This is a genomic window from Sphingosinicella sp., from assembly GCF_013911755.1.
GTDB lineage: Bacteria > Pseudomonadota > Alphaproteobacteria > Sphingomonadales > Sphingomonadaceae > Sphingosinicella.
Genome location: NZ_JACESP010000025.1, coordinates 12,996 through 37,250, shown reverse-complemented (window position 1 = coordinate 37,250; position 24,255 = coordinate 12,996). Strand labels below are relative to the sequence as shown.

Here is a 24,255-nt window from a genome sequence, read left to right as displayed (position 1 = left end):
TGTATTGACAAGAAGGCGCCTGTCGCTCTTTCTGCGCGGCTCACGGGAGGGGGATACGGGAATGGACGTCAGCGCCTCGGGAAGTACGTCTGCAATCTCGCATCCCTCGGGCGCTAGTCTTCTCCAGCGTTATTGGGTTCTGGCGGTGATGACGCTGGTCTACGCGCTCAACATCGCAGACCGTTTCGTCCTTTCCACTTTAATCGAACCGATCAAGGCGGAGTTCGCGTTGTCGGATAGCGCCGTCGGTTTTCTCACCGGCGTTGCACTCGCCTTGTTCTACACGACCGCCGGGCTGCCGCTCGGCATCCTCGCAGATCGTGTCAACCGCCGGAAAATGATCGGCTGGGCGCTGGCGATCTGGTCGATCTTCACGGCCTGCTGCGGGCTCGCGCAGAATTTCTGGCAATTGCTCATCGCGCGCATCGGCGTCGGCGTTGGCGAAGCCGGTGGAACGCCGCCTTCGCATTCCATCATTGCTGACTACTTCCTGCCGTCCGAACGCGTCGTCGCGATGTCGATCTACGCGCTCGGCGTCTCGCTCGGGTCCGCGATCGGCGGTATCGGCGGCGGGCTGCTGACGGAGCAGTTCGGATGGCGAACCTGCCTCATCATCTTTGCCTTCGCCAGCACCCCGGCGCTCCTCATGCTTCTTACCATTCGCGAACCGCGTCGCGGGGCCTGCGATCCCGGGGCCAGCGCCAACGCGCAAAAGCCGGATTTCCGGCAATCGCTTGACTTCATCCGTTCGCAGCGTGCGCTGATGCATGTGATTGCGGGCGGCACCGTGGCGACGTTCGCCGGCGGTGGCCTTGTATGGTGGACCCCCGCCTTCCTTGGAAGGTCGCACGGATTCAGTGTCGGCGAGGCCGGGCTTCAGGTCGGGTTGATGAGCGGCGCGGCCGGTGCGGCGGCGATGGTGGCGGCAATGTTCCTGATGTTCCGCATGGCGCGCATGGACCCGAAATGGCAGTGCTATTTCCTCGCGGGCCTGACGCTGCTGATCACGATTCCCGGTGTCGCAGCCCACGTGGTTTCGGATCGCGCGACCGCCATCGCGCTGCTGTGGCTTTTCGTGCCCTTCATCAACGTGATGATCGGGCCAAGCCTCGCGCTCATCCAGAATCTGGCCCGCCCGGATATGCGCGGCTTCACGGTCGCGGTTCTGCTGTTCACGGCGAACATCGCGAACCTTGCGATCGCGCCGCAGCTGATCGGGTTCGTCTCGGACATTCTCGCCAGCCGCATCGCCGATCCCGCCCAATCGCTGCGTTACGCGTTGGCGGGCTTCGGGCTGACAGGCATCTGGGCGGCATGGCATTTCTATGCCGCGGTGGGTTCGCTGCGATTGGATCTTGCGAAGGCAGGCAGCGCCTGATCGCACTCGGGCAGAAAGCAATATCGTGACGACAGCGTCAATCGCCTCCGCCGTGCAGGGTGAGGAGCAGGGCTTCCTCGGCCACCCGAAGGGCCTCGCCTATCTCGCGTTCACCGAGGCGTGGGAGCGCCTGTCCTTCTACGGCATGTCGAGCTTGCTGCTGCTCTACATCCTCCAGCGGCTGCTGACGCCGGAGATCGCAGGCAGCGTCCTTGCGTTCGGCAGTCTCCGGGCCGGGATCGAGACGCTGACCGGCCCGCTTTCCAACCAGGCCTTCGCGAGCCAGGTGTTCAGCCTCTATTCGGGGCTCGTCTATTTCACGCCGGTGTTCGGCGGAATGTTGGCAGATCGTCTTCTGGGCCAGCGGCGCACCGTAGTGCTCGGCGCGCTGCTCATGGTCGCGGGCCATGTGCTGATGGTCTTTGATGCGAGCTTCCTGATCGCGCTGTCGCTGCTGATCCTGGGCACGGGATGCCTCAAGGGCAACATCTCCGCGCAAGTCGGGCAGCTTTACGCGCCGGGCGACGAGGGGCGGCGGACCCGCGCGTTTGCGATCTTCTATGCCGCGATCAACACCGGCGCCCTGCTCGGCCCGCTGGTGTGCGGCGTGCTGGCGCAGGTTTACGGTTGGCACGTCGGTTTCGGCGCGGCCGGGGCGCTGATGCTGATCGCGCTTGTGGTTTACGGCGCGGGCTGGAAGCATCTCCCTCCCGACCGCAAGCGGCAGAGCAGCGCGGCAGCCTCCACAGCGCTGGCACCGCGGGATTGGCGGATCATCGCCGCCTTGCTGTTCGTGAGCATGATCGGGATTCTGCCCGGCGCGGCCTATTTCCAGGAAATGAATGCCGGCCTGCTGTTCATCGAAGCATCGGTAGACCGCGGCCTCTTCGGCTGGACCATTCCGGCGACATCGTTCAACGCGCTCGACGGGCTGTTCTGCATCATGGCTGTGCCGCTCCTGATCGCCCTTTGGCAGTGGCAGGCGAAACGGAACCGCGAACCGCATGATCTCACCAAGATCACGATCGGCTATCTGATCATTGCCGCTGCCAATCTGATGATGGTCGTTCCCGCCGGGTGGGCCGACAAGGGCGAAACCGTCAGCGCGCTTTGGCCGGTCGCGCTCTATGCGTTGAACGCCTTGGGGTTCATATTCTATTGGCCGACACAGCTCGCGCTCTATTCGCGGGCAGCGCCGGCGCAGGTCAATTCGACGATGATGGGCATCCTTTTCCTGTCCATCTTCCTCGGCAATCTCCTCGTCGGCACGCTGGCCGGACTCTGGGAGACGCTGAGCCACGCCAGCTTCTTCGCGCTCCACGCGGCGCTCGCGTTCGCAGCGTTCCTGATCATGCTGATTGTAATGCGCCCGATCGGAAAGCTGCTCGCACCGCGGGTTTGACGCCGCGATCAGTGCTTGTCAGCGTCTGCCTTGGCCGGCTTCGTGTAGGGCACGAACTTGCCGAGGCCCACCGATCCGGCCGGCATGCGCGATCCGGAATCGAACAGGCGCACGATATCGACCGAGCAGAGCTGATCCGAATGCGTGTTCGTGACGAGCACATAATCCCGCCGCAGCGATGCCGCGCCTGAGTCGGGTATGTTGACATAGATCGTGCCGCCCGACGTTTCATAAATGATCGCCTTGCGGTCGATGATCCGCGAGGAGCGGATGTCCCGCTGTCTCAGGCAGTCCTGCGGCTTGCCGGCGACGCGGCCTTCGATCGCGCGCGCGAGTTGTTCGTCGGGGGTCGGCTGTTTGGCCTGCGCCGCCGTGCCGGCGAGCAATGCGCCGGAGAGAAGGATGAAGAACGTCCTATTCATCTGGCCTTCCTTTTCGCTTGATCTGAAGACTGTACCTCTTTTTCTTCCTCAGAACATGGCTGGAGAATGAACGGCGCGCCCGGACGGTTACGCGCGAACGAGCAGCACCACGATCGCCAGTTGCAACAGCGTTTGGGCGGCAAGGAACACCAGCAGGAGCGGCGGCGCGGCGCGCAGGTCTTCAAGCCGGGTGGAAAGCCCGAGCGCGGCGACGGCCGCGGTCAGCAACCATGTCGCCGCCGTACTGCCGAGGCTGATGAGGAGCGGCGGAGCGAGCCCGAACCCGGCGATCAGGGCAAGCGCGACATAGGCGACCAGAAACGCGGGCAGCAGCCCGGGGCGCGTGCCGCCGTCGTGCTTCGCGCGCAGCAGGAGTCCGAAGCAAAGAACGATCGGCAAAAGCCCCGCGACGCGGATCATCTTCACGGCGACCGCCTGCGTCGCGACCTCCGGGGAGATCGCAAGGCCGGCCCCGGCGACCTGCGCGACATCGTGGATGGCCGCGCCGAACAGCAGCGCGGTTTCCGCCGGCGAAAAGCCGAGCGCGACTGCGAGCGGCGGATACGCCAGCATCACAATCGTGCTCAACAGCGATACGACGATGACGACGAGCGTAGTCATCCGCTCGAGCGCGGCGCGCTGCGGAAAGATCGCGGAAACCGCCAGCGCGGCAGACGCGCCGCACACCGCCACCGCCGCGGCGGCCACGGCCGCGACATGCCGGTCGCGCAGCATCGGCCTTGCGATCAGGTAGCCGGTGCCGATCGTGGCGACGAGCGATACCGCGACGATGCCGATCGCACGGGGGCCGAGCGCGGCAAGGTCGGGTGCCGCCAGCCGAAGCCCGAGCAGCGCCACGGCGATGCGCAGCACTGTGCGGCTGCAATAGCGTATGCCGGGTTCGCTCGCGTCCACGAACCCCGGGAACAGGAAGCGGGCGATCATCCCGATCACCAGCCCGGCAACCACGCCGGGAACGCCCGAAACGCTCGCGATTCCCATGGCGCCTGCCGCCAGACAGGCGCAGAGCGCGATGCCCGCCAGGAAGGGGGCTGCGCCGGGCCGTGTGTTTGCGCTGGCCTGCGCCGGATCGCCTCCCATGCTGGCCATCGCTAGCGGGCGCCGCTCAGGTCTCCGTTGATGCGGGGAAGCCGGCGGTCGCGGTGCGCGACCATCCGGTCATGAAGAATGCGAATCTGGTCGCTGCCGGTGCGCACGAACAGGAACGGCAGCAGGCCGTGAAGCAGGCAGGCGAGACAGCCGCCGAACATGCGCATCGAAAAGCCGAACGACATGGCCATGTGCTCGAAATAGCTCTCCCCTATCGAAGCCGGATGAGTTGTGAAGAGCCTTAAAAATGATCGCATGTGTAACCTCCGCCCTCGTCCGGTGATGGGCGTAGAATACGGAGAGGGGTGCAGAAGGTGTCCCCAAATGCGCGGCGGTCTTTCCTGATTTCTGGGATGAATGTTCAACAATCAAAGCTTTCATGGATTTCTATTCTAACCCCGAAGCCTGAGCGCAAAGTGCGTCACGCCCGCAAATTGCGTTCGCACGGCGGCCTGACTGCGATATGTGCTGCGTGGGGGCGGCCGTGGTGCGCCTTGCGTGGGGGGGAATCGGGTGCAGGTGATTTTCGTTCGGCCGGCGTATCGGCCGCTTGGTGTGCTTACCGTCCTTGCGATCCTGCTCGATGGTCTCGATGGCCAGGCGCTGAGTTTTGCGCTGCCCGCCATCGCTGCCGAATGGGGCGCGGAGAAGAGTGCGTTCGGTCTCGTCTTCATGGCCGGGCTTGTCGGCATGGCGGCGGGAACCATCGTGCTCGGCTATGTCGGCGATCGTTTCGGCAGGCACATCGCGCTCGGCATCAGCGTTGTGCTTTTCGGCCTGTTCACGGGGCTTTGCGCCATGGCGGGCAGCGTGAACGAAATCCTGCTCCTGCGCTTCATCGCCGGTCTCGGCATGGGCGGCGCGCTTCCGAATGCGGCCGCGCTGATGTCGGAAACCATAGTGCCCCGATGGCGGGCTGTTGCGGTCACCGCCACGATCCTGTGCATTCCGCTCGGCGGAATGCTGGGCGGTATCATTGCATCGTGGGTGCTGCCCACGTTCGGCTGGCGGCCGCTGTTCATCGGTTGCGGCGTGGCCTCGATCCTGCTCGGCGTGCTTCTGTTCCTGCAGAAATATGAGGTCTCGGCCGCACCCGAAACGCCCGATATCAGTCCCACGCCTTCACTGGGTTTCGGCAAGACCCTGGCGCTGGTACTCGGCAAGGATGCGCGGCGCGATACGCTGGCGATCTGGATTTCGTATTTCTGGTCGCTGATGGCCGTCTACCTCTCGCTCAACTGGCTGCCGAGCCTGCTTGTGGGAACGGGCTTCGACCTCGGTGATGCAAGCATCGGCGCGGCGCTTTTCAACTGTGGCGGCATCGTGGGCGCGCTGCTCGGCGCGCTCCTCATTCGCACGTACGGGTCGCGGGTCGTGCTCGTCACGATGGCGCTTGGTGGCGCCGTCACCAGCGTGCTGCTCGCGGTCTTTCCGCCGCATCCGGACGCGTTCCTGCTCAGCGTTTCGCTGATCGCCGTGCTCGGCGTTTCCAGCGCGGGCATCCAGTCGATCCTCTTTGCGGTCGCCGCCCAGCTCTACACGGTCGAAACGCGGTCGACGGCGATCGGCGTGGCGCTCGGCTTCGGGCGGACGGGTGCGATGATGAGCGCGGTGGCGGGCGGCGTGCTCATCGGCTGGCAGGCCGGCGGCTTTTTCGTCACCATAGCCCTGCTGATGGCGCTGCTTGCCGTGTCGCTGATGATCCTGCGCCGGCATATCGAAAGGCACCGCGACCCGGCCTGACCCGGTTTCCGCCATCGCGGCACCGGCCGGCCTTGATCCCTCGAAAGAAGCAGGACTATGACGGGTCCATATCCAAAGTTTCAGGGGATTTTCCATATGCGTCGTGTTTCTGCCGTCAGCCTCGCCCTGCTTTCCACCTCGCTCCTTGCCGCGCAGCCCGCGCCAACGGGCGAGGCCGTTACTCTCGTTTACGCCGGAACGCTGCTTGCCGAGCCCGGCAAGGCGCCGCGCGGGCCGAGCACGATCGTCATCCGGAACGGCAAGATCGCTGAAGTGCGCGACGGCTATGCCGAGCCGCAGGCGGGCGCGAAGGTCGTCGATCTCAAGGACCGCTTCGTATTGCCGGGCCTCATCGACCTCCACGTTCACTTCTGGGGCATTGGCGGCGATCCGCTGCGCGCCCGGCTCACCGCGATGACGAGCGATGAAGCCGACGAGATGATGTACGCCGTCTCGAACGCACGGGTCACGCTCGATGCCGGTTTCACGACCGTGCGCGACCTCGGCGGCAGCCCGCGCGGCATCCGCGCGCTGCGCGACGGCATCGAGCGCGGCGATGTCGAAGGGCCGACGATCGTGAACGCCGGCGCGCCGATTTCGGTGTCGGGCGGCCACGGCGACCCGTCGAACGGCCTTGCGGAGACATATTTCAACGCCGTCCACCAGCACCAGATCAACACGTGCGATGGCCCGGACGATTGCCGCCGCGCGGTGCGCCAGCAGGTCGCGCTCGGCGCACAGGTCATCAAGTTCATGTCGACGGGCGGCGTGCTTTCCAATGTCTCGGGCGGTCTCGGCCGCTCGATGACCGACGAGGAAATCAAGGCGGTGATCGACACGGCGCACGGTCTTGGCCGCAAGGTCGCGACGCATAGTCACCATGCCGCGGGCACGAAGGCGGCGATCCCGGCGGGCGTCGACACGGTCGATCACGGCTCGTTCCTCGATGACGAAGCGATCAAGCTGCTGAAGACGCACGGCACATGGCTCGTGCCCACCATGCTCGCCGCGAATACGGCGGTCACGCAGGCACGCGCCGGTGCGCTGCCGCCCGCGGTGATTCCGAAGGCGGAGGAAGCGGCGGCGAATGCGTTCAACAGCCACAAGAAGGCGTTCGCGGCGGGCGTGAAGGTCGCGTTCGGCACGGACAGCGGCGTTTCGAAGCATGGCGACAATGCGAAAGAATTTGCGCTGTTGGTGAAGGCGGGTATGTCGCCTGCCGCCGCGCTCCAGACCGCGACCGTGAACGCCGCCGAAGCGCTCGGCCGCTCGGCAACCATCGGCACGATCACGCCGGGCAAGGATGCCGACATCATCGCGGTCGCGGGCAGCCCGCTCGACGACGTGACGCGCATGGAAAGCGTCGATTTCGTGATGCGCCGTGGCGTCGTCCACAAGGCGGGCGGCAAGCGCCAGGGCTCCCCTGCGGATTGAGGCCTGCTGCGATCGGGGGAGGAGATGATCCGTTGACGGTTGCCAGCATCGCACTCCCCCGCATCCTGCGGATCGGCGGCGGCGCCGCGCAGCAGCTTGCCGAGGTGCTCGGCACGCTCGGCGTGTCGCGGCCGCTCGTCGTCACCGATGCCTTCCTCGCCGGGCAGGGCATGGTCGAGCGGCTGCTGGACGGATTGCGTGCGGCCGGGATCACGGCGCGCGTCTTCACCGAAACGGTGCCGGACCCGACCGTCGCCTCGATAGAGGCGGGTCTCGCATTCCTGAAGGCGGGCGACCACGATTGCGTCGTCGGCTTCGGCGGCGGCAGCCCGCTCGATAGCGCCAAGGCGATCGCCATGCTCGCCGTCCACGGCGGCGCGATGGCGGACTACAAGGTGCCGCACGTGCAGGATGCGCCCGGCCTGCCGGTGATCGCGATTCCCACGACAGCGGGCACAGGCTCGGAAGCGACGCGCTTCACGATCGTCACCGACGGCGAAACCGACGAGAAGATGCTCTGCGCGGGCCTTGCCTATCTGCCCGTCGCGGCGCTCGTCGATTACGAGCTGACGCTGGGCAAGCCGCGTAGGCTCACCGCCGACACGGGCATCGATTCGCTTACCCACGCCATCGAGGCCTACGTCTCGCGAAAGGCCAATGCGTTCAGCGACGGCATGGCGCTCTCGGCGATGCGGCTCATTACGCCCAACATCCGCCGCGTCTGCGCCGACCCCGGCGATCGTCCGGCACGGGAGGCGATGATGCTCGGCGCGATGCAGGGCGGCATCGCCTTTTCGAACAGCTCGGTGGCGCTCGTGCATGGCATGAGCCGGCCGATCGGCGCGCATTTCCATGTGCCGCACGGTCTTTCAAACGCCATGCTGCTTCCCACCGTCACGGCGTGGTCGGCACCTGCCGCGATGGGGCGCTATGCGGACTGCGCGCGGGCGATGGGCGTCGCGGAGGAAGGGGAGGGCGACCAATCGGCAGTCGCACGCCTGCTGGAGGAACTCTCGGCGCTCAATCGCGATCTCGACGTGCCGTCGCCCGCCGCGTGGGGCATTGACGAAACACGCTGGAACGATCTCGTGCCTTTGATGTGCACGCAGGCACTTGCCTCGGGATCGCCCGCGAACAATCCGCGCGTTCCTGCAGAGGCGGAGGTGGCTGCGCTCTACGCTCGGGTCTGGGAAGGCGCCTGAACGCGACAGGGTGGCGTCAGCTATGGCGGGCACAAGGGGCATAAGGGGGAAGACTATGCTGCTTGTTACGGCTCTCATCGCATCGCTGGCCGCGTCGGCGGCGCCGGAAACCCCTGCTGCCGGAAAGGGCGCCGCAAACAATTTTGCGCGCTCGGCAGACGAGCGCGAAGGTGCGCTCGACAGTTTCACCAACACAGGCACGGACGATCCTGCCGCGCTGCTGAAGCACCTTCAGCAAGAGATTTACGTCAGCCAGCAGCTCGCGATCCTTACCCAGTTTCGGCTCGACTATTCGGACCGCATCCGGCTCTCGACCGAGTATGTGAACAGCGATGGCGAACTGATCCCGACGCACGTGTTCACGCCCGTCAAGGCATCGACTGTTCGCCGTCCCGCCGTTGTTATGGTGCACGGCGGCTTCCACGAGCGGCTGGAGCCGTCATGGTTTCCGCTCATCGAAGCGGTGGTGGAGGCGGGTTATGTCGTGCTGTTCCCGGAATATCGCGGCAGCCGCGGCTACGGAGACGCGATCTACCAGAATGATTACGGCAACACCGATGTCGCCGATGTGCTCGCGGCGGCGCGCTACGCTGCGACGCGCCCGGATATCGACGGCGGCCGCATCGGCATCCTCGGTCAGAGCCGTGGCGGCATGGTGACGCTGCTCGCTATCGAGCGCGCGCCCAAGCAGTTCAAGGCGGCGGTCGATATCGTCGGGCTCACCGATTTCGTGGCCTACATGTCCTACAAGCCGGACTACCGCCGCAAGGAGATCGCGGAGACCAACCCGAGCTTCAAGGGCAAGCTCCCGCACGAGAACCTGCCTGCCTACATCAATGTGTCGCCGATCAATTTCGTCGACAAGATCGAGGCGCCCGTGCTCGTGCTCGCCACGAGCGGCGACAAGATCGTGCCGCATACGATCCATACCGGTCGGCTCATCGATGCGCTGAAGGCGAACGGCAAGGTCCACGAGGCCAAGATTTACGACGAGGCTCCCGGTGGTCACGTGTTCATGAAGGGCGCGACACCTGAGCGCGATGACGCGCTGAAGCGCATCGTCGCCTGGTTCAACCGCTGGATGGGGCCTGCGCGTTAGGGCTGGGCAGTCTATTCCGCTCGTTACGGCGCTGACGATGCCTCCCAAACATCTTCAGTCGTCGCGACAAGATCCTTCATCGTCGTCCACGGGCGGGCGCCGGGCACGTCGTGTGCGCCGCGGATCGCGGCCAAAGCGAAGGCGCGCAGGCGTTCCCGGACGCGCGTCTTCTCCGCCTCGGGCCACGTTTCGAACGGGTGCGGCCCGCGCACCACGACAAGCTCCTTGAGCCCCGGCACGCGGTCGTAGGAGGCGATCGTGCCTTCAAGGCTGGCGGCATAGTCCCAGAGCCCGCGTGCGAAGAAGGCGGCGGGCCATGTCTTCATGCCCGCAAGGATCGCCGAGCCGGGGAAGAAGACGATATTGTGCTCGATCTGGCTCGCGCCGATGAACAGGCCGCGATCCTTGCCGAGCCCGCGCCCTTCGTCTTCGGGCGTCGGCGTTGCGGAGACGAAGCCGGGGCCGCTCGTAAATTCCGCCATCAGCATCGCGCCCTTGATCGAGGGGTCGCGGCGGGGCGGCGTGCAGGCGATCTCCGGAAGGTCGTAGCTGCAGTCCTTGTCGAAGTTCATCGTCATCGCCCAGCCGGTTGCCATCGTGCCGCGCGAGTTGCCGAGCAATAGCGTGGGCAGTTCACTGGCCTTGCCGCGTAGCGCACGGGCCGCATCGGCGCCCGCATAGAGCCTGCCCTTCGGCGATAGTGCGCGCATTCCTTCGCCCGAGCGGAGGCTGGCGAGCGCCGCGAGCAGATCGCGGCCCTGCTGCAGCGTGTTGGTGTCGCTGTAGCCGCTCGAAACGCCGACGCCGCGCCGGTCGTAGGCGAGCACATCGAAGCCTGCCGCATTCAGCATCGCCATCAGCGATCGCCACCCGGCCTGACCCGGCGAGCCGGTGCGCGCGTTCGGGAATGCATTGATCGCGGTTTTCCGGGTTTCGGGATGGACGCTGTAAAGCCGGTCCTCGGGATGATCGATCGCGGTGAGGCGCGTGCCGCCGCCGCCGCTCATCACGATCAGCGCGCGGACCGTGCGGCCCTTCGCGTCGGGCACGCCGCGCCCCTCCATGTACCAGCCGCGCAGCTTCACCGGTGCTTCGATACCCTTGTGGATGCGCTCGTGCGCTTCGGCGGGGGCGGTGAATTCGATCGCGTAAGTGCTCGCTTCGACGGCAGCGATGGGTTCGCGATAGGGCGCCTGCCCGAAGAACGCCGGGCGCCGGATCGCCGCGAGGTCGGCATTCTCGTCGATCTTGCCGAGCAGGTGGCGATGGTGCGGATCGGTGATGCGCTTTTCGCGGTTCGGGGGCTTGCGGCCGTTCACGACCGGCGACACCCGCGCCGCGCACACGGGATCGGCCTTGCACTGAAGCCAGCGCGCGCGGAGCACGGGCTCCGCGAATTCATCGACGTAGAAATCGCCCTTGTAGTCCGCCGGGGGCCTCGCGCCCACGGTCGTGAACGGAACGCAGACCTTGGCGCCCGCCTTCGAAGGAATAAGATAGCCGGGCAGCACCATGTCGCGGTCGTAGGCGACATAGGTTTCGCACTCCGGCGGAGGGAAGCGATCGGAGGCTTCGGCGGGCGCGATGCCCGCCGTTATCGACAGCAGCAGGACGCCTGCACCGGCATGAATGTTCCACCGCATATATCGCTTACCCCCTCCAAAGGATCGCGAGCTTAGCGGCCTCAACTGTCAGGAAGCTTGCATGGGCGCTCATCCGCCGAATGTACGCTGGATCGTGAAGCCCACATAGGGACCGCTGTTCAGTTCGCGCCGCTCGATATAGCGGATCGGGGTCGATCCGCGCAGTCCGGTGTAGATGCTGCGCGTGCGGACCGCCGGGCTGCTCGTAAGATTCTTGGCGAAGGCGCGCAGCGTCCACGCCGTATCCGGCTTGTATTCGATGAAGGCGTCGAGCCGGTCGGGTACGCGGTCGATCTCGACCTCGTCGATCTTGAACTTGGTCTTTTTCTCGGCGTGCACATAGTTGAGACCCCAGCGGGTGTGCCAACGCGCGATGTCGTGTGTCAGGCTCACCTTGGCTTCGAGCGGCAGGTCTTCCGAAATGCGCCGACGCTCGCCGGTCACGGGATCGGTGACGCGGCTGCGGCGCCAGAGACCACTGCCTTGCAGGGCGACGCCGGCCAGCCCCACCGGGTCGAATGGTAGATTGAAATCGAACTGCAATTCCTGGCGGCGCCCGCTGCCGATATTGCCGACGGCATCGTAAACGCCGCTGTCCGTAACGACCGGGATACGGTCGACAACATCGCTAATCGATTCGTTCCGCGCTGTAACGACGACGGACCCTTTCCCGATGCGGCGTTCCCAGGCGAGTTCAGTGCGCCACAGACTGTCGGGTTCCAGATCCTTGTTGCCTGCGGTAACGCTGCCGCTGGTGAGCGATGCCGAGCCGACGAAATCGGCGAAATCGAGTTGCCCGACCGAACGCTCGAACAGCACGCGGATTTCGTCGCGGGGCGACGGCGCCCACCGCACGAGTACGCGCGGCTTGATGAAGGAAAGCGATTTCCGGAGCGCGCTGTCGCCGCTCTGCGTCAGTGTAGAGGTTTCGTAGCGGCTGCCCGCTTCTACCGTCAGCGCACCCGATATGTGCCATGCCGCGGTGAAAAAGGTTTCCGCGCGCTTTTCCTCGATGCGGACGCTGGCGGCGGGAAGGGGAATGTCGATGCCGTCCTCTTCGAGCGCACTGTGACTGTCGAGGACGTTGAACGCGCCCTCGATACCGCCTTCGAGCGAGATGTTGCCGGCTTTCTGGCGCAATACGCCGCGCAGGATGGTTTCGCTCCCGTCCGAGTTCTCGCGCGTCACGTCGTCGCCGCCTGGCACGAATGATCTGTCCGTGCCGTTTATTCCCGTCGTCCGTCGCAGCGCGAGCAGCTCGACCTGGCTGCGCGCGCCGATCGCGCGGTCGTAATGGAATCCCATTTCTGTCGATTCGGTATTCACGCGTTCAGTGCCGGAGGCATCATAAGGCGTTGGAAACGTGACCTGCTCGTCTATGTTCGCGAACATCTTCTTCATCTTGTAAAGGCCGTTCAGGCGCGCCGTGCCGCCTGCCAGCGGCAATTGATAGCTGCCGAGAATTTCGCGGATATTGTCACCTTCCGGCTGGCCGTAGACACCGAGCCGAACGGGCGTACCATCCTCCGTCACGCGATCGCGGCTGCCGAAACCATGCTCGTTGTCGATATCTCGATAGATGGCGCCGGACAGATCGAGAATGTGGTCGCCCGCGACATGGCGGAGTTCACCGGCAAGGCGCGGCGCGTCATAGCCGTGGCGGTAATTCGCGTAGGTGCCCTCGATACGCCCGCTCAGCGACTGGGCATGACTGCGGACGACATTGGCGAGCAGCGTGTAGCCTTGCATATCGTATCCCGCGCCGCTGCGGATCAGCTCGATGCGTTCCACACTTCCCGCCGGAATGCGCTTCAGCACGTCTTCAAGTGCATCTTCCTTGCTCGGCGGACGCTGGCCATCGACGAGAACATTGCCGCCGGCACCGGAATAGCCGCGCAGTTCGCTGTCGCCTTCCTCAAGACGGAAACCCGGCACCAGCTTCACGATGTCGAGCGCGGACACGGGCTGCGCGCTGGCGAAATAGCCGGGTTCGAACGCTGTAACGCTGCTGCTTGTGTCAGCCGCAACCGCAGATGCGGCGTGCGTTGAAACCAGAATAACCGCGGCAAGCGCCTGGCGGGAAGGAGAACACAAAAACATTGGTGAAAAGCCCCTCGTATGATGACGAGGGGCATCTGCCTGAATGTACCTGACACGCGCCCCGCTGCGGCTGTCAGTGAATTGTCAGTCGCAGGGCAGTGCGAGACTCAACGTCCGGCAAGATCGTCCGCGATAATGTTTTCGCTTTCGGCACGGATCTGCTGCTTGATCGCGTTGAGCGCGGCCCATTCGGGGTCCTTGCGGAGCGGCTCGCGCACCTTGGTGATCGTGGGTTCGCGCTTTCCGAAGGATTCGATGTCCTTGTACTCGTATACGAACAGCGCATCCCAGGAGGCGCCGACGGGATAGCGATTGAGGAAGATGCGGTAGCGCGAGAGAATGCCCTCGCGCATCCAGCCTTGCACTTGCGGTATCACGTACCCGTCGACGTATTTCTTGTATTCGGCGAGTTCGCGATACTCATACGGAATTACGTAGAATACGCGGCCGCTGGCGGGCGGCGCGGCGACGCCGTCTTCCCACAGGAGATCGGCGGAAACGGTGATGACCGGCTCGCCGAGCGCAAGGCCTTTTGCGCCGAGTCCGCCGGGCGACGTGCGCTCCAGCGTTTTCCATTTCGCAACGTCGGCATAGTCCTTGAACTGGATGATTGCCATCGCGTCCCACGTCAGCGTGTCGTTGTACCAGTTGAACAGGAACTGGTAGTCCGCGATCTTGCCGGCCTTCTTCAGGGCTTCGAAACGCTGGGTTCCGGCGCCTTCCAGGTATTGGCGAAACGCAGGGCGCTTCGCCGCTGTGCTCTTGTAGGTGATGAGGAGGTGCTGGGGACCCGCCGCATACACCTCCGACCCGGTAAGGGCGAGCACAGCGAAAATGAAGAGGGCAAGGAAGAACCTGTGGAGATCGAAAAACGGCTTTCGCAGAACGCTCATGGCAATTGCCTTCGATAAATGAACGGCACTAAATGTGCACACGAGCAGAGACGTGTAGTTTGCGGAACCTGTCGCCAGCCTTTCATCAACGCATTGCGCGAAAATGCACCAAGCCTACGGTTCAAGCCGTTATGCTGATAGCCTAAACTCCAGTGCTGGAGGGCTAAAACTTGAGAGCAAGAGATTAGGAGTAAACGCGCGATAGCTGACGGTTTGCTGAAACCCAGTATCACCGAACTGTTGGCTATCGCGCGTGGGCAAATCGAATATCAAATCGGTAGAAAGAAGAACGCCTAATGATTTTCAAAGTAGGAACCCCCTTAACTTCCCGTTTTGTAGGCGCGTCATTGCTATTGGGCAGTGCATTAGCGTCGGTGTCGGCGGCAGCCGCACCTGCCGATGACATCGCCGAGCTGAAAGCCGCGGTCGAAGCGCTCCGCGCCGATCAGGCCCGCGCGCAGGCGCGCATCGCAGAGCTTGAAGGCGCACTCGCGAAGCAGCGCGAAACTCCGGTCGCCGTCGCAGCCGCGCCCGCCCCGGCACCGAACGCCATCGTCACGACCGCAGCGCCCGTCGGCAGCGAACCCTCGCGCCTCAGCCTCTCGGGCGACATGCGCGTGCGCTACGAATCCAATTTCGGCGTCGCAGGCGCGCGAAACCGGGATCGCGGCGTCTTCCGTGCGCGGCTGCGCGCCGCATACGCGGTGAACGACTGGCTCACCGTCGGCGGCCAGCTCGCCACGGGCGACCCGGACGATCCCAACTCCACCGACATGACGCTGTCGAACTTCGACGATGATCTGCAGGTCAGCCTCGATCAGGCCTATATCCGCCTCACCCCCGGCGATCTCCAGGTTCACCTCGGCAAGATCCCGCAGCCGTTCATGCGCACCGAACTCGTGTGGGACGGCGACGTCTCCCCCCAGGGCGCGTCCGCCGCGTACACCGCCGATCTCGGCGGCGTGAAGGTGAAGGCGACAGGGCTCTACTTCCTCGTCGACGAATCCGTCGCCGGGCCGGACAGCCGCATGATCGGCGGCCAGCTCTCGGTGCAGACGCCCCCGGCGCCCATTCAGGCCGAACTCGCGGTCGGATACTATGACTACGCCCTCCGCAGCGTCGCGGGCGGTGACGCAGGCGACTTCCGCTCAAACCTCTTCGCAGGCGGGCGCTACCTATCGGACTTCAACTTGCTCGACGTCATCGCCGCACTCACGTGGAACGGCCTCGGCGAAAAATGGCCGGTGCGTGTCGTCGGCGACTATGTTCACAACTATGGCGCGGCGACCGATGCCGACACCGGTTTCGGCGTCGACCTTCTCGTCGGCCGCGCCAGCAAGCCCGGCGACTGGCGCTTCACCTACGGCTATGCCGAGGCGGAGACCGACGCCGTGCTCGCGGCGTTCAGCCAGGACAACACAAACATCGGCACGAACTACATGCAGCACACGCTCGCGATCGATTTCGTGCCACAGCACAACCTCGTGCTCAACGCCACCTACTACCGCTACCGGCAGAAGGACGGCGTCATCGGCCCCGTCGACTGGCAGAACCGCCTGCGTCTGAATTTCCTGGTCAACTTCTAGGAGGCGCGCGCCACCGGCCATGCGAGGCGGACTTCAAGACCGCCGAGCGGGCCGGTGCCAAGCGCAAGCGTACCGTCCGTCGCGCGCACCAGGTCGCTGACGATGGCAAGCCCGAAGCCGTGGCCCGGCCCCGCTTCGTCAAGGCGCCCGCCGCGCACCAGCGCCGCTCCACCAGTCTATTCAGGCAGATACGGTACTCGTTCTTCAACGACGATGGCTATTGATGTGCCCACGCGCTTTTCCAGTCGATGATATTGCCGCCGCGCGCCGCGCCGACTTCCCAGAAAAACTTGCCGCGCGGACGCGGCCGGTTGCCGATCTCATCCATTGCGTAGGAATCGTAGAGGCGGCCGTTCACCATCGTGTAACGTACGCTATTGGTATTCCTGATATCGGAGAGTGGGTTCTCGTCGAGGACGATGAGGTCGGCGAGCTTTCCGGGTTCCAGCGAACCGATCTGCCCGTCGATCCCGAGCGTCTCGGCGCCGTTCATTGTCGCGGCGCGAAGAACCCGATGGTTGCTCATGCCGCCCTGCGCCAGAAGCCACATCTCCCAATGCTGTGCGAGGCCCGAGAACTGTCCGTGCGAGCCGACATTTACGCGCACACCGGCATCATCGAGGCGCTTCATCGAGCGGGCGACCGACCGGAAGCCAATGTCCCACAGCTCTTCCGCCGCGTGAATCGTCGTCATGCCGCGCACATAGGGAGGCGCACCGTAGGGGGCGCCAAGCGGGCTGTAGCCGCTGGTCGTGACCTGCACGAAGGCCTGCGCCTTCGGCTCCTTCCAGACATCGCTATGCTGATACCAGTAATTCTCTCCGGCAAGCTCGCCGAACAGCAGAACGAGCGTTGGCGTATGGGAGGCGCGGGCGCCCGCCATCAGCTGCACCACATCGTCGTAATAGTTCGGGATCGGCATGTTATGCTGAAGGTTGGTGTTACCGTCCGTCAGCATCGTGATGTTGTTGTAGAAACTACTCTCGCCTTCGACGTCGACCATCACGCCTGCGTCGCGGCCGGCTTTCACCAGCATCTGGCGCTGGCTGCGCATCGGCTGTCGGTAGCTCTTCACGATCTGCCCGCCGAGTGCAGACTTGCGAGCCATCAGCGTGGCTGCATCCTCGTATGCGGTGATTGGTATGTAAGCGTTGTCGCCTTTACCTGAACGCCCGAACGCGACGAGGCCGGAATCGATCGCACGCGGGCCCACCATATCACCCGTGCGCGTCATTTCGCTCATCGAATAGGTCGGGAGCTCCGAACTGTAAGGGTCGTAATTCGTCGTGACGCCGTAAGCGAGATCGGCATAGCGCGCGGACTGCTTCTGCGGCATCAGCCCCGAAGACGTGTAATAGCAATTGTCGATATGCCCATGCATGTCGACAAGGCCCGGCATCACGGTCTTGCCCGCGATGTTGATGAGCTTCGCAGACGCCGGTACTGCCACATCCGCAGCGGCACCGACGGCGGCAATCCGGTTGCCGCGTACGAGAACGGTGCCGTTCTCGATGACCTCCTCGCCCTTCATGGTGATGATGCGCCCGCCCACGAACGCGATTTCGCCCGCAGGCCTGTCGGACTTCGCGACGAGTCCGACCGGGCTTCCCGAACGCAGCGGAGTCCAGCCCGCGGAAAACGCATCCGATGGCGATGCCGCAGCGATCCGTTCGCCGATCGCCCAAACGATTCGGGAGGAATCGCCCGCCCAGGTCAGCGCATAGCCTCCGATCGCCGAGAGGCGCTTCGCGAGCGTTTCTTGGCTCGCCGCCGAGAGCGCAAGGGGAATGCCCGTCTCGCGGTAAGCCGTGATCCAGTATTGCTGGTGATCGCGAAATGCGATCCATTTGAGATCCGGGCTGATGCGGATTTCCGAAGTGTCGGCATCGCGCGTCTTCGCATGAACGCGCTTGTCCGCTCCGGCGAGGTTTACACTTTCAAGTGCTGTGGCGGTGTTTTCACCGTCATAGGCAACCACCGTGTAGTAAACGCGCGTGCCGTCCGGCGCGAACATCGGATCGTTGCCGGGCGGGCCGATGTAGTGGCTCTGCCCGTCCGTCAGGTTCATCCAGTAGAGGCCGGGCTTCGATTGGTGCCCGCCGAGGCAGCGATCACCATAATCGATCTTGTAGACGAGCTTTCGTCCATCGGGCGAAAAAGCGGGGGATCGCAGCACGCCGCCGGATGCGAGCAGCGTTCGGGCCGCTTTACCATCGGCATCGGCGAGTTTCAGGACGCCGCCCGTTTCGTCCGCCCATTCCACGTAGGCGATACGCCGCCCGTCGGGCGAGACGGTCGGCTCGAACTCCAGAGCCGTACCGTGGCTGAGCCGCTGCGGCGCCGAATTTCCCTGCTTGCGCCAGAGACGGCCGAGCGCGTTGAAGTAGAGTGCGCCGTCCCGCGATACGGCAAGCTGTCGGATCGCCCGCACCGTGAATTCTTCCGGTGCCAGGTCATGTGTGAAGCGCACAGGTTCCACAACGCGGTGATTCTGGACGACACGAAAAGGAATTTCGGAAGCGAGGCCTCCATCCATGTCCACCTTCCACAGCTTGCCGCCCGCCCAGATCGCCACATGTCTGTTGTCCGGGAACCAGCCGTAACGCGGGTAGTAATTGCCCTGACCGATGAAATCGGCCTGGGCGTCGCGGTCGAGCCGGTCGAAGACGGGTCGCTGTTCGCGCGTTTCCACATCGTAGGCGAAAAGCACGGTCTTGTCCGCGACCCTGCGGACGAACGCCAACCGTTTGCCGTTGCGCGACAGTTCCGCCGTCGTCGCGCCTCCAAAGCCGCGAATCAGCTCCTCCGTGGCACCCGTTTCCAGTTCGCGGCGCATGATCGCGTAATTGCTGTGATTGGCATCGATATAGACGCGCGACACGGTCGGCGGTGAGACTTTCTCCGTGTAGTAGAGATAGCGCCTATCAGGAGAGAAGCTCGCCTCATGGACGTTTTCGGTGTTCTGCGGCGCGGGCACGAGCAGGCGCCCCGACCCGCCGCCAAGATCCCACAGGCGAAGCTCGGAACCGTGCAGGCGGTGATCGTCCGCATACATCTTCGCAGCCGCAACGAAACTTCCGTCCGCACCCCACGCCGGACCGTTCACGTTCTCGACCGTCTGCGCGGTTACACGCCGGGGCGCGCTTCCGTCCGCGTTCGAAATCCAGAGATTGTCGCCGCCGTCCGCATCACTGATATAGAGCAGCTTTGTGCCGTCCGGGCTGAACCGGGGCGAGCGCTGCATCGCCGGGCCGGCGTGGAGCGCCTGTGCATCACCTCCCGCCGCCGGGATCACATAAATGTCGCCAAGCATGTCGAATGCGATGGTCCTGCCGTCGGGGCTGACATCGAGGCTCATCCACGTGCCTTCGGTCGTCGAGACCGTCACGTCGCGGTACGGCTGGCCGGTTTCCTCGACGTTCCAGCGCTGCGGTTGCGCCCCGGCCTGCGGTGCGAGACCGAGCACAACGGCCAGCAAAGCTCCAACGAATCTGTTCATGCTCTTCATCCACGCAATACAGCCGATTCCGTCAGTTTGACCGTTGCCACGTTCCGTGGGCAAGCCCAATTCCGAGCTCCGCACGGTGCGATGCACGCACCACTCCAGCATCAACGGTGATCGGGGAGCACCGATTATACAGCTGTTCGCACCTCAACTGCGATAATGGATTCGTCACAATAGAGCGGAACAATGGGATGTATTAAGAATGAAAGTCACGCTCGCGTTCATGGTTTTGCTTGTTGGAGCAGCGTGGCCCGCGTTGGCTGCAACAATTGTTGCTTGCCCCGCAAATGCAACGGCAAAGAGCTGCACTTTCACGGGCGACGGAGCAATTCAAGCTGCCATCGACAAGGCCGCGGACGGTGACACCGTTCTCGTGCGCGCGGGCGTATACACGCCTCGCGCGTATCGCGACCTTCCTTACAAGGAAATCATCGTGCGCGCGTTTGCCGCCATCGATGGGAAGCGTCTGACAATCCAGGGTGAAGAGGGAGCTATCCTTGACGGTAGCACCGGACTGCCGACAACAGCGATCGGTCTTCGCAACGCCGACGTGACGATCAAAGGCCTTGTCATCACCGGATTTCGTTTCGATGTCGAGGAAGACGACATTTATGAAGGTCACGGTATTTTTGCAGTCGATAGCCGTGTGCGATTACGAAACGTATCCATCAGCCGCTATCAGAAAATGGGTCTGACTGGCCGCGGCGACACAATTCTGGACGTACGGAATCTTCAGGTCCTCGACGGCCATGTCGCGACATGGCTGTATGAAGGAGCCTATCTACGTCTGGACCGGGGTGTATTCCGTGGCAACGACTCCTCGGCGGTTGCTGTGTACGACGACAGTGTAGCCCATCTCACGCGCATTGCGGTCGACCGGAGTGCCGACGATGGCCTCTACGCCGAAGACAAGGCCACACTCTACGTCTCTGACTCGCTCATCCTGCGAAGTGGCCCCATAGCACTCAATGCGACAGGCGGCAGCCGCATCATCGGACGGAATCTCGCACTTTACGCCAACGCGGTCGATACGAGTTCGACCGGTGTGACATTGGAAGGTACCTTTTCAGGCGATCCGCTGATCGATGGAGAATACCTCCCCTTGCCGGGCTCCCCAATCAAGGAAAAGTGTATAGGGCCCCGGACCTGCACCGAATAAAAAGCTGAAGTCGGCGCGCAAGTGAAAACCTCTGCAGGCTGGTACAAGACCTCGGTTGAAACTGGTGTTTCGGATTCTCTCGATCCTGGCCGCCATCCGATTATTATCCACGCAATAGAAGCCATAATGACGCCGAACAGGGCTCCAACGACCGCCGCCAAAATCCGCGCCCGCCGTTGTTCCTGCGCAGTTTTCACCTTCTCCACTACTGCCTCCATCCGGTGCGCCGCGTTCGTCATTCCCTGCTGCGCATGACCGAGCAGCCGAGCGTCCTGCGCCCGCACCTGCTCGCTTGCGCGCAGGATCTGCTGTGCCATCATCTCGGGCGTCAGCTGAAACGCCGGCGCCTCGGCCATGGCGCTGAGTGCCCCGTTCTGCTCCCTGATCCGCGCCCCGATGCCGGCGAGCGCGCCGCTGTAATCGGGCTGCGCCTTCTGCTCGGCGGCAAGCCCTTCGAGCGCGCGGCGCAGCAGCGCCACCTCGCGCCGGAGGGCCTCGAACGCGTCTGCCGGGGATGAGTCGGTTGCCATGAGCATGAGCCTAACGGCTGAGTCCCCGCCCGCGCGAGAGGTCGAACCAGTCTGAGAGCTCCCGGGACAGGCCGCGCGCCGGTTCCATCCCGATGCCGAGCCCGAGCTCGCGAGCGCGTGGACGAAGGAGCGATTCCATCTGCGCATCGCGTTCGAGACTCTTCGCGAGGCCCGCCATGCCGGCGTTGATCTTCGGGAGCTTGTGCTCCTCACCCCAGAACCTGGCATGCTCCTGCTGCTTGCGGAGCCTTGTCCATTCCGCGACGAACCGGTCGGCACGGTAGGTGGGGTCGCTGCGATAACGCTCGGCCTCGTCGAGCACGGCGCGCGCCTGCCGCACGTCGCCGCGTGCCATCGTGTCGAGCAGCTTCAGGTCCGCGCGCCATGCATTCCGAAGGTCACGCGCCGCGCCGGGCCGGATCGCATCGAGCGCGGCCTCGTCGCGTTCGTGCATGGCGCGAAGGCCATCGCTCATCGGCACGCGCGCAAGTCCCATCTCGCGGACCTTCTGCACCGTGCGCGCATACTGCTCGACCGCCGGCTCGAGCTGGGGCTTCGGCGCCTGGATCGGGGCGCTTTTCAGTTGCAGCCCCTCGAACATGTCGCGGACCTTGACCGCGATTTCCTTGACCCGCTCCCTAAGCGTGATGCCGCGCCGCGCGGCGAACGCTTCGGCCTTGTCGGCGAACGGCCCATAGTCACCGACCATGTCCTTACCGCGATCGCGTGCCAGCGTGCGGATCAGCTGCTGCTCGTTCTTGACCGTCTCCTTGCCGTAGTAGAGGTCCACGCGCTCCCTGTGACGTGAGAGCGCGACATAGGCGCCGTGCCGGTCCATGCCCTGCGTTGCGAGGACATAGGACCGGTCGACTGTCACCCCCTGCCCCTTGTGGATCGTGGCGGCATAGCCATGGTCGATGTCGGTATAGAGCTTCGTGTCGAAGCTTATGGCTCTACCATCGTCGAGCATCACCGCCATGCGTGCCGGACTCACGCTCTCGACCCTGCCGAGCGAGCCGTTCTTCACCCCCATGCTCTTCTCGTTCCGCAGGAACATCACCCGGTCACCGCGCGCGAACGGCTTTGGCTCCTTGGTGGTCTCGACACGGACGTCATCACCAAGCTGTTTGCCAAGCCGCAGGCGCTGGCGTGCGAGTGCATTGAGCGATGTAACGTCGGCGCGCGTGTGCGCGAGGATCAGCCGGCTTTTCTGCGGCTGCGCCTTCCGGTCCTTGTCCCAGCGATCGATGAGCTGTTTCTTCGCGTCGGCTTCGGTTGGTGCGGCATGGATGCGGTCATGCTCCTTGAGTGCGTGGATCGCTTCTGCGGTTCTGCCCGTCGCGAGCTGGCGCACGGCGTCGCGCTGCCAGGCGTCGTGCTGACGGCGGATCTCGGTGACCTCGATCCCGCCATGGCGCTCATGGATGCTGCGGAACGCCGCGCCCGCCTCGATCGCCTGCAACTGCTCGGGATCGCCGACCAGAACGACCTTCGCGCCGACCTCACTGGCATGTGACAGCACACGCTCCATCTGCCGCGTTCCGATCATCCCGGCCTCGTCGATGACGAGCACGTCGCGCGGCGTCAGACGATCGGTGCCGCCCGCCCAGGCGTGCTCCTGAGCTGCGATCGTTCGCGACGCGATGCGCGATCCCGCTTCGAGGTTCTCGGCGGCGATGCCGGAGAGCGCGAGGCCGCGTACGCGGTAGCCCGCATCCTCCCAGGCTTCACGTGCCACGCCGAGCAGTGCGGACTTCCCCGTTCCGGCATAGCCGACAATGATGCCGAGGCCCCTGGGTTCGGTCACATGGTCGAGCGCGGCGCGTTGCTCGGTCGAGAGCACGAGGCCGTGCCGCTCGGCGCGCGCGACGGCATGGTCGCGGAACAGGTCGCGGACGGCGTGTTTGTCCTTCCGCTGCAGGCGCTCCGTGGCCTGTTCGAGCCTCTGCTCGGTCTCCAGCATCGTACGGCTAGTAAAGCGTTCATGCTCGCGCCCGTCCTTGCCAAGCGCGATCAGCTCCGGCGAGGCTTCGACCGCAGCAAGCACGCGGTCGAACTGCTCCTTGCCGTCGCTGTGCCGGTGCACGAACATCGCAAGCTCGCGGTGCGTGAACGTTGACTGTTGGTGCGTCAGCGCATCGAGCGCCACGTCGGGCTGCTTGAGGATACGCTCGCCGTTGGCGCGCGCGATGGCGCGGTGCTCGTCGAGACGCTCGGCCGTAAGCCCCACATCGGCCATGCGCGCGGCAGCCGGGCCGATCTTGTTCTGGGGCTCAAGATCGATGCCCTGCGCCTCGAGGCTGCGGTGGTCGACGGTGACGTCGATGTCGTGCTCGGCGAGCGCGCGGTTGAGGTGTACCGCCCAGGCCTCGCGCCAGTGTTCAAGGAACTGCGTGCTGTTCCAGTCGCGCATCTTCGCGCCGAAGCCGTCCGCGTCCACTTCGCGCATGGTGAGCATGACATGGGCGTGGGGCTTCGCCATGCCGTCGGCGCCGATGTCCCAGTGGACGTTGAGATCCGCGCACATGCCGCGATCGACGAACTCGGTTCGCACGAAGTCGCGCGCCACTTCAATCGCGTCGGCCTGGTCCAGTTCCCGTGGCAGTGCGAACTCGACCTCGCGGGCGAGCTGTGCGTCCTTGCGCACCTCTGCCGCCTCGACGCTGTTCCAGAGCACTTCGCGGTCGCGAAGATGCGCAGGCGCATTCTCCGGTAGCATGACTTCGGAATGGATGACGCCCGCCTTGTTCGTAAAGTCGTGGTGCCGATCGAGGCGTTGATCGTGGAGCCGTGCGGCGGAGCGGTACGCGGCAGACGCGAGCGCGCTCGCGCCGGTACTCCGGCCGATGATCTTCGCGCTGAAGTGGTAGATCGCCATGAGGGCTAGCCATTTACACCCCCAAAGCCACGTCGGCACGACGTATAAGCGCGCCCTCACAAGATCGAATCTCGCGAGGGACCGGGCGGTCTCACTGAGGTTCGGCCTCTTTACCGTGCGCCAGAACGACTCGTAGCGTCGGCACATTCCGCGAGAACCGAAGGAGCGAAC

The 24,255-nt window shown here is 64.4% G+C and carries 18 protein-coding genes; 9 read left to right on the top strand and 9 right to left on the bottom strand.

Going from position 1 to position 24,255, the window contains the following annotated elements; genetic code table 11:
- Nucleotides 1–61 precede the first annotated feature (61 nt).
- Complete coding sequence (locus H2052_RS15230; RefSeq protein ID WP_293783461.1) at nucleotides 62–1,378, top strand: MFS transporter; 1,317 nt, start codon at nucleotides 62–64, stop codon at nucleotides 1,376–1,378.
- Nucleotides 1,379–1,403: 25 nt separating this feature from the next.
- Nucleotides 1,404–2,780 (top strand): peptide MFS transporter, encoded by a 1,377-nt coding sequence (locus H2052_RS15225; protein ID WP_293783458.1) that lies wholly within the window; start codon nucleotides 1,404–1,406, stop codon nucleotides 2,778–2,780.
- 8 nt (nucleotides 2,781–2,788) lie between these two features.
- Here the strand turns inward: H2052_RS15225 and H2052_RS15220 are convergent, their stop codons facing one another.
- The 3 genes from H2052_RS15220 to H2052_RS15210 form a co-directional block, all read right to left on the bottom strand.
- Nucleotides 2,789–3,202 (bottom strand): hypothetical protein, encoded by a 414-nt coding sequence (locus tag H2052_RS15220; protein ID WP_293783455.1) that lies wholly within the window; start codon nucleotides 3,200–3,202, stop codon nucleotides 2,789–2,791.
- An 87-nt stretch (nucleotides 3,203–3,289) separates the two neighbouring features.
- Nucleotides 3,290–4,303, bottom strand: a complete 1,014-nt coding sequence (locus tag H2052_RS15215) for a putative sulfate exporter family transporter (protein ID WP_293783452.1) — start codon at nucleotides 4,301–4,303, stop codon at nucleotides 3,290–3,292.
- 11 nt (nucleotides 4,304–4,314) lie between these two features.
- Nucleotides 4,315–4,569: a DUF6356 family protein gene (locus H2052_RS15210; protein ID WP_293783449.1), complete on the bottom strand. Its 255-nt coding sequence runs from the start codon at nucleotides 4,567–4,569 to the stop codon at nucleotides 4,315–4,317.
- Between the two features lie 262 nt (nucleotides 4,570–4,831).
- Here H2052_RS15210 and H2052_RS15205 point away from each other — a divergent pair, with 262 nt between their 5' ends.
- The 4 genes from H2052_RS15205 (at nucleotide 4,832) to H2052_RS15190 (ending at nucleotide 9,790) form a co-directional block, all read left to right on the top strand.
- On the top strand, nucleotides 4,832–6,055 hold the full coding sequence (locus H2052_RS15205; RefSeq protein ID WP_293783446.1) for an MFS transporter: 1,224 nt from the start codon (nucleotides 4,832–4,834) through the stop codon (nucleotides 6,053–6,055).
- A gap of 96 nt (nucleotides 6,056–6,151) precedes the next feature.
- Nucleotides 6,152–7,489, top strand: a complete 1,338-nt coding sequence (locus H2052_RS15200) for an amidohydrolase family protein (protein ID WP_293783444.1) — start codon at nucleotides 6,152–6,154, stop codon at nucleotides 7,487–7,489.
- Nucleotides 7,490–7,521: 32 nt separating this feature from the next.
- The gene (locus H2052_RS15195) at nucleotides 7,522–8,691 is read left to right on the top strand and encodes an iron-containing alcohol dehydrogenase (protein WP_293783441.1); all 1,170 of its coding nucleotides are present in this window, start codon (nucleotides 7,522–7,524) and stop codon (nucleotides 8,689–8,691) included.
- Between the two features lie 55 nt (nucleotides 8,692–8,746).
- Nucleotides 8,747–9,790, top strand: a complete 1,044-nt coding sequence (locus H2052_RS15190; protein WP_293783438.1) for an alpha/beta fold hydrolase — start codon at nucleotides 8,747–8,749, stop codon at nucleotides 9,788–9,790.
- A gap of 23 nt (nucleotides 9,791–9,813) precedes the next feature.
- Here the strand turns inward: H2052_RS15190 and H2052_RS15185 are convergent, their stop codons facing one another.
- The 3 genes from H2052_RS15185 to H2052_RS15175 all read right to left on the bottom strand — a co-directional run bounded on the left by H2052_RS15185 (nucleotide 9,814) and on the right by H2052_RS15175 (nucleotide 14,426).
- Nucleotides 9,814–11,433 (bottom strand): hypothetical protein, encoded by a 1,620-nt coding sequence (locus H2052_RS15185; RefSeq protein WP_293783435.1) that lies wholly within the window; start codon nucleotides 11,431–11,433, stop codon nucleotides 9,814–9,816.
- A gap of 69 nt (nucleotides 11,434–11,502) precedes the next feature.
- On the bottom strand, nucleotides 11,503–13,533 hold the full coding sequence (locus H2052_RS15180; RefSeq protein WP_293783432.1) for a TonB-dependent receptor: 2,031 nt from the start codon (nucleotides 13,531–13,533) through the stop codon (nucleotides 11,503–11,505).
- 107 nt (nucleotides 13,534–13,640) lie between these two features.
- Nucleotides 13,641–14,426, bottom strand: a complete 786-nt coding sequence (locus tag H2052_RS15175; protein WP_293783429.1) for a hypothetical protein — start codon at nucleotides 14,424–14,426, stop codon at nucleotides 13,641–13,643.
- Nucleotides 14,427–14,800: 374 nt separating this feature from the next.
- On the opposite strand from H2052_RS15175, the gene H2052_RS15170 reads away from it, so the two are divergent.
- On the top strand, nucleotides 14,801–16,012 hold the full coding sequence (locus tag H2052_RS15170) for a putative porin (RefSeq protein WP_293783426.1): 1,212 nt from the start codon (nucleotides 14,801–14,803) through the stop codon (nucleotides 16,010–16,012).
- Here the strand turns inward: H2052_RS15170 and H2052_RS15165 are convergent.
- Nucleotides 16,009–16,170 (bottom strand): hypothetical protein, encoded by a 162-nt coding sequence (locus tag H2052_RS15165; RefSeq protein WP_293783423.1) that lies wholly within the window; start codon nucleotides 16,168–16,170, stop codon nucleotides 16,009–16,011. The genes H2052_RS15170 and H2052_RS15165 overlap by 4 nt on opposite strands.
- Before the next feature lie 59 nt (nucleotides 16,171–16,229).
- A complete protein-coding gene (locus tag H2052_RS15160) occupies nucleotides 16,230–19,511 on the bottom strand; it encodes an amidohydrolase family protein (protein ID WP_293783420.1) in 3,282 nt (1,093 codons plus the stop codon).
- Between the two features lie 208 nt (nucleotides 19,512–19,719).
- Here H2052_RS15160 and H2052_RS15155 point away from each other — a divergent pair, with 208 nt between their 5' ends.
- Nucleotides 19,720–20,676 (top strand): hypothetical protein, encoded by a 957-nt coding sequence (locus H2052_RS15155; RefSeq protein WP_293783417.1) that lies wholly within the window; start codon nucleotides 19,720–19,722, stop codon nucleotides 20,674–20,676.
- Nucleotides 20,677–20,897: 221 nt separating this feature from the next.
- The gene (locus H2052_RS15150; RefSeq protein ID WP_293783414.1) at nucleotides 20,898–21,194 is read left to right on the top strand and encodes a hypothetical protein; all 297 of its coding nucleotides are present in this window, start codon (nucleotides 20,898–20,900) and stop codon (nucleotides 21,192–21,194) included.
- 22 nt (nucleotides 21,195–21,216) lie between these two features.
- Here H2052_RS15150 and traA read toward each other — a convergent pair whose 3' ends face one another.
- Nucleotides 21,217–24,084, bottom strand: coding sequence for a Ti-type conjugative transfer relaxase TraA (traA, locus tag H2052_RS15145; protein WP_293783411.1), 2,868 nt, complete (start codon nucleotides 24,082–24,084; stop codon nucleotides 21,217–21,219).
- Nucleotides 24,085–24,255: the final 171 nt, after the last annotated feature.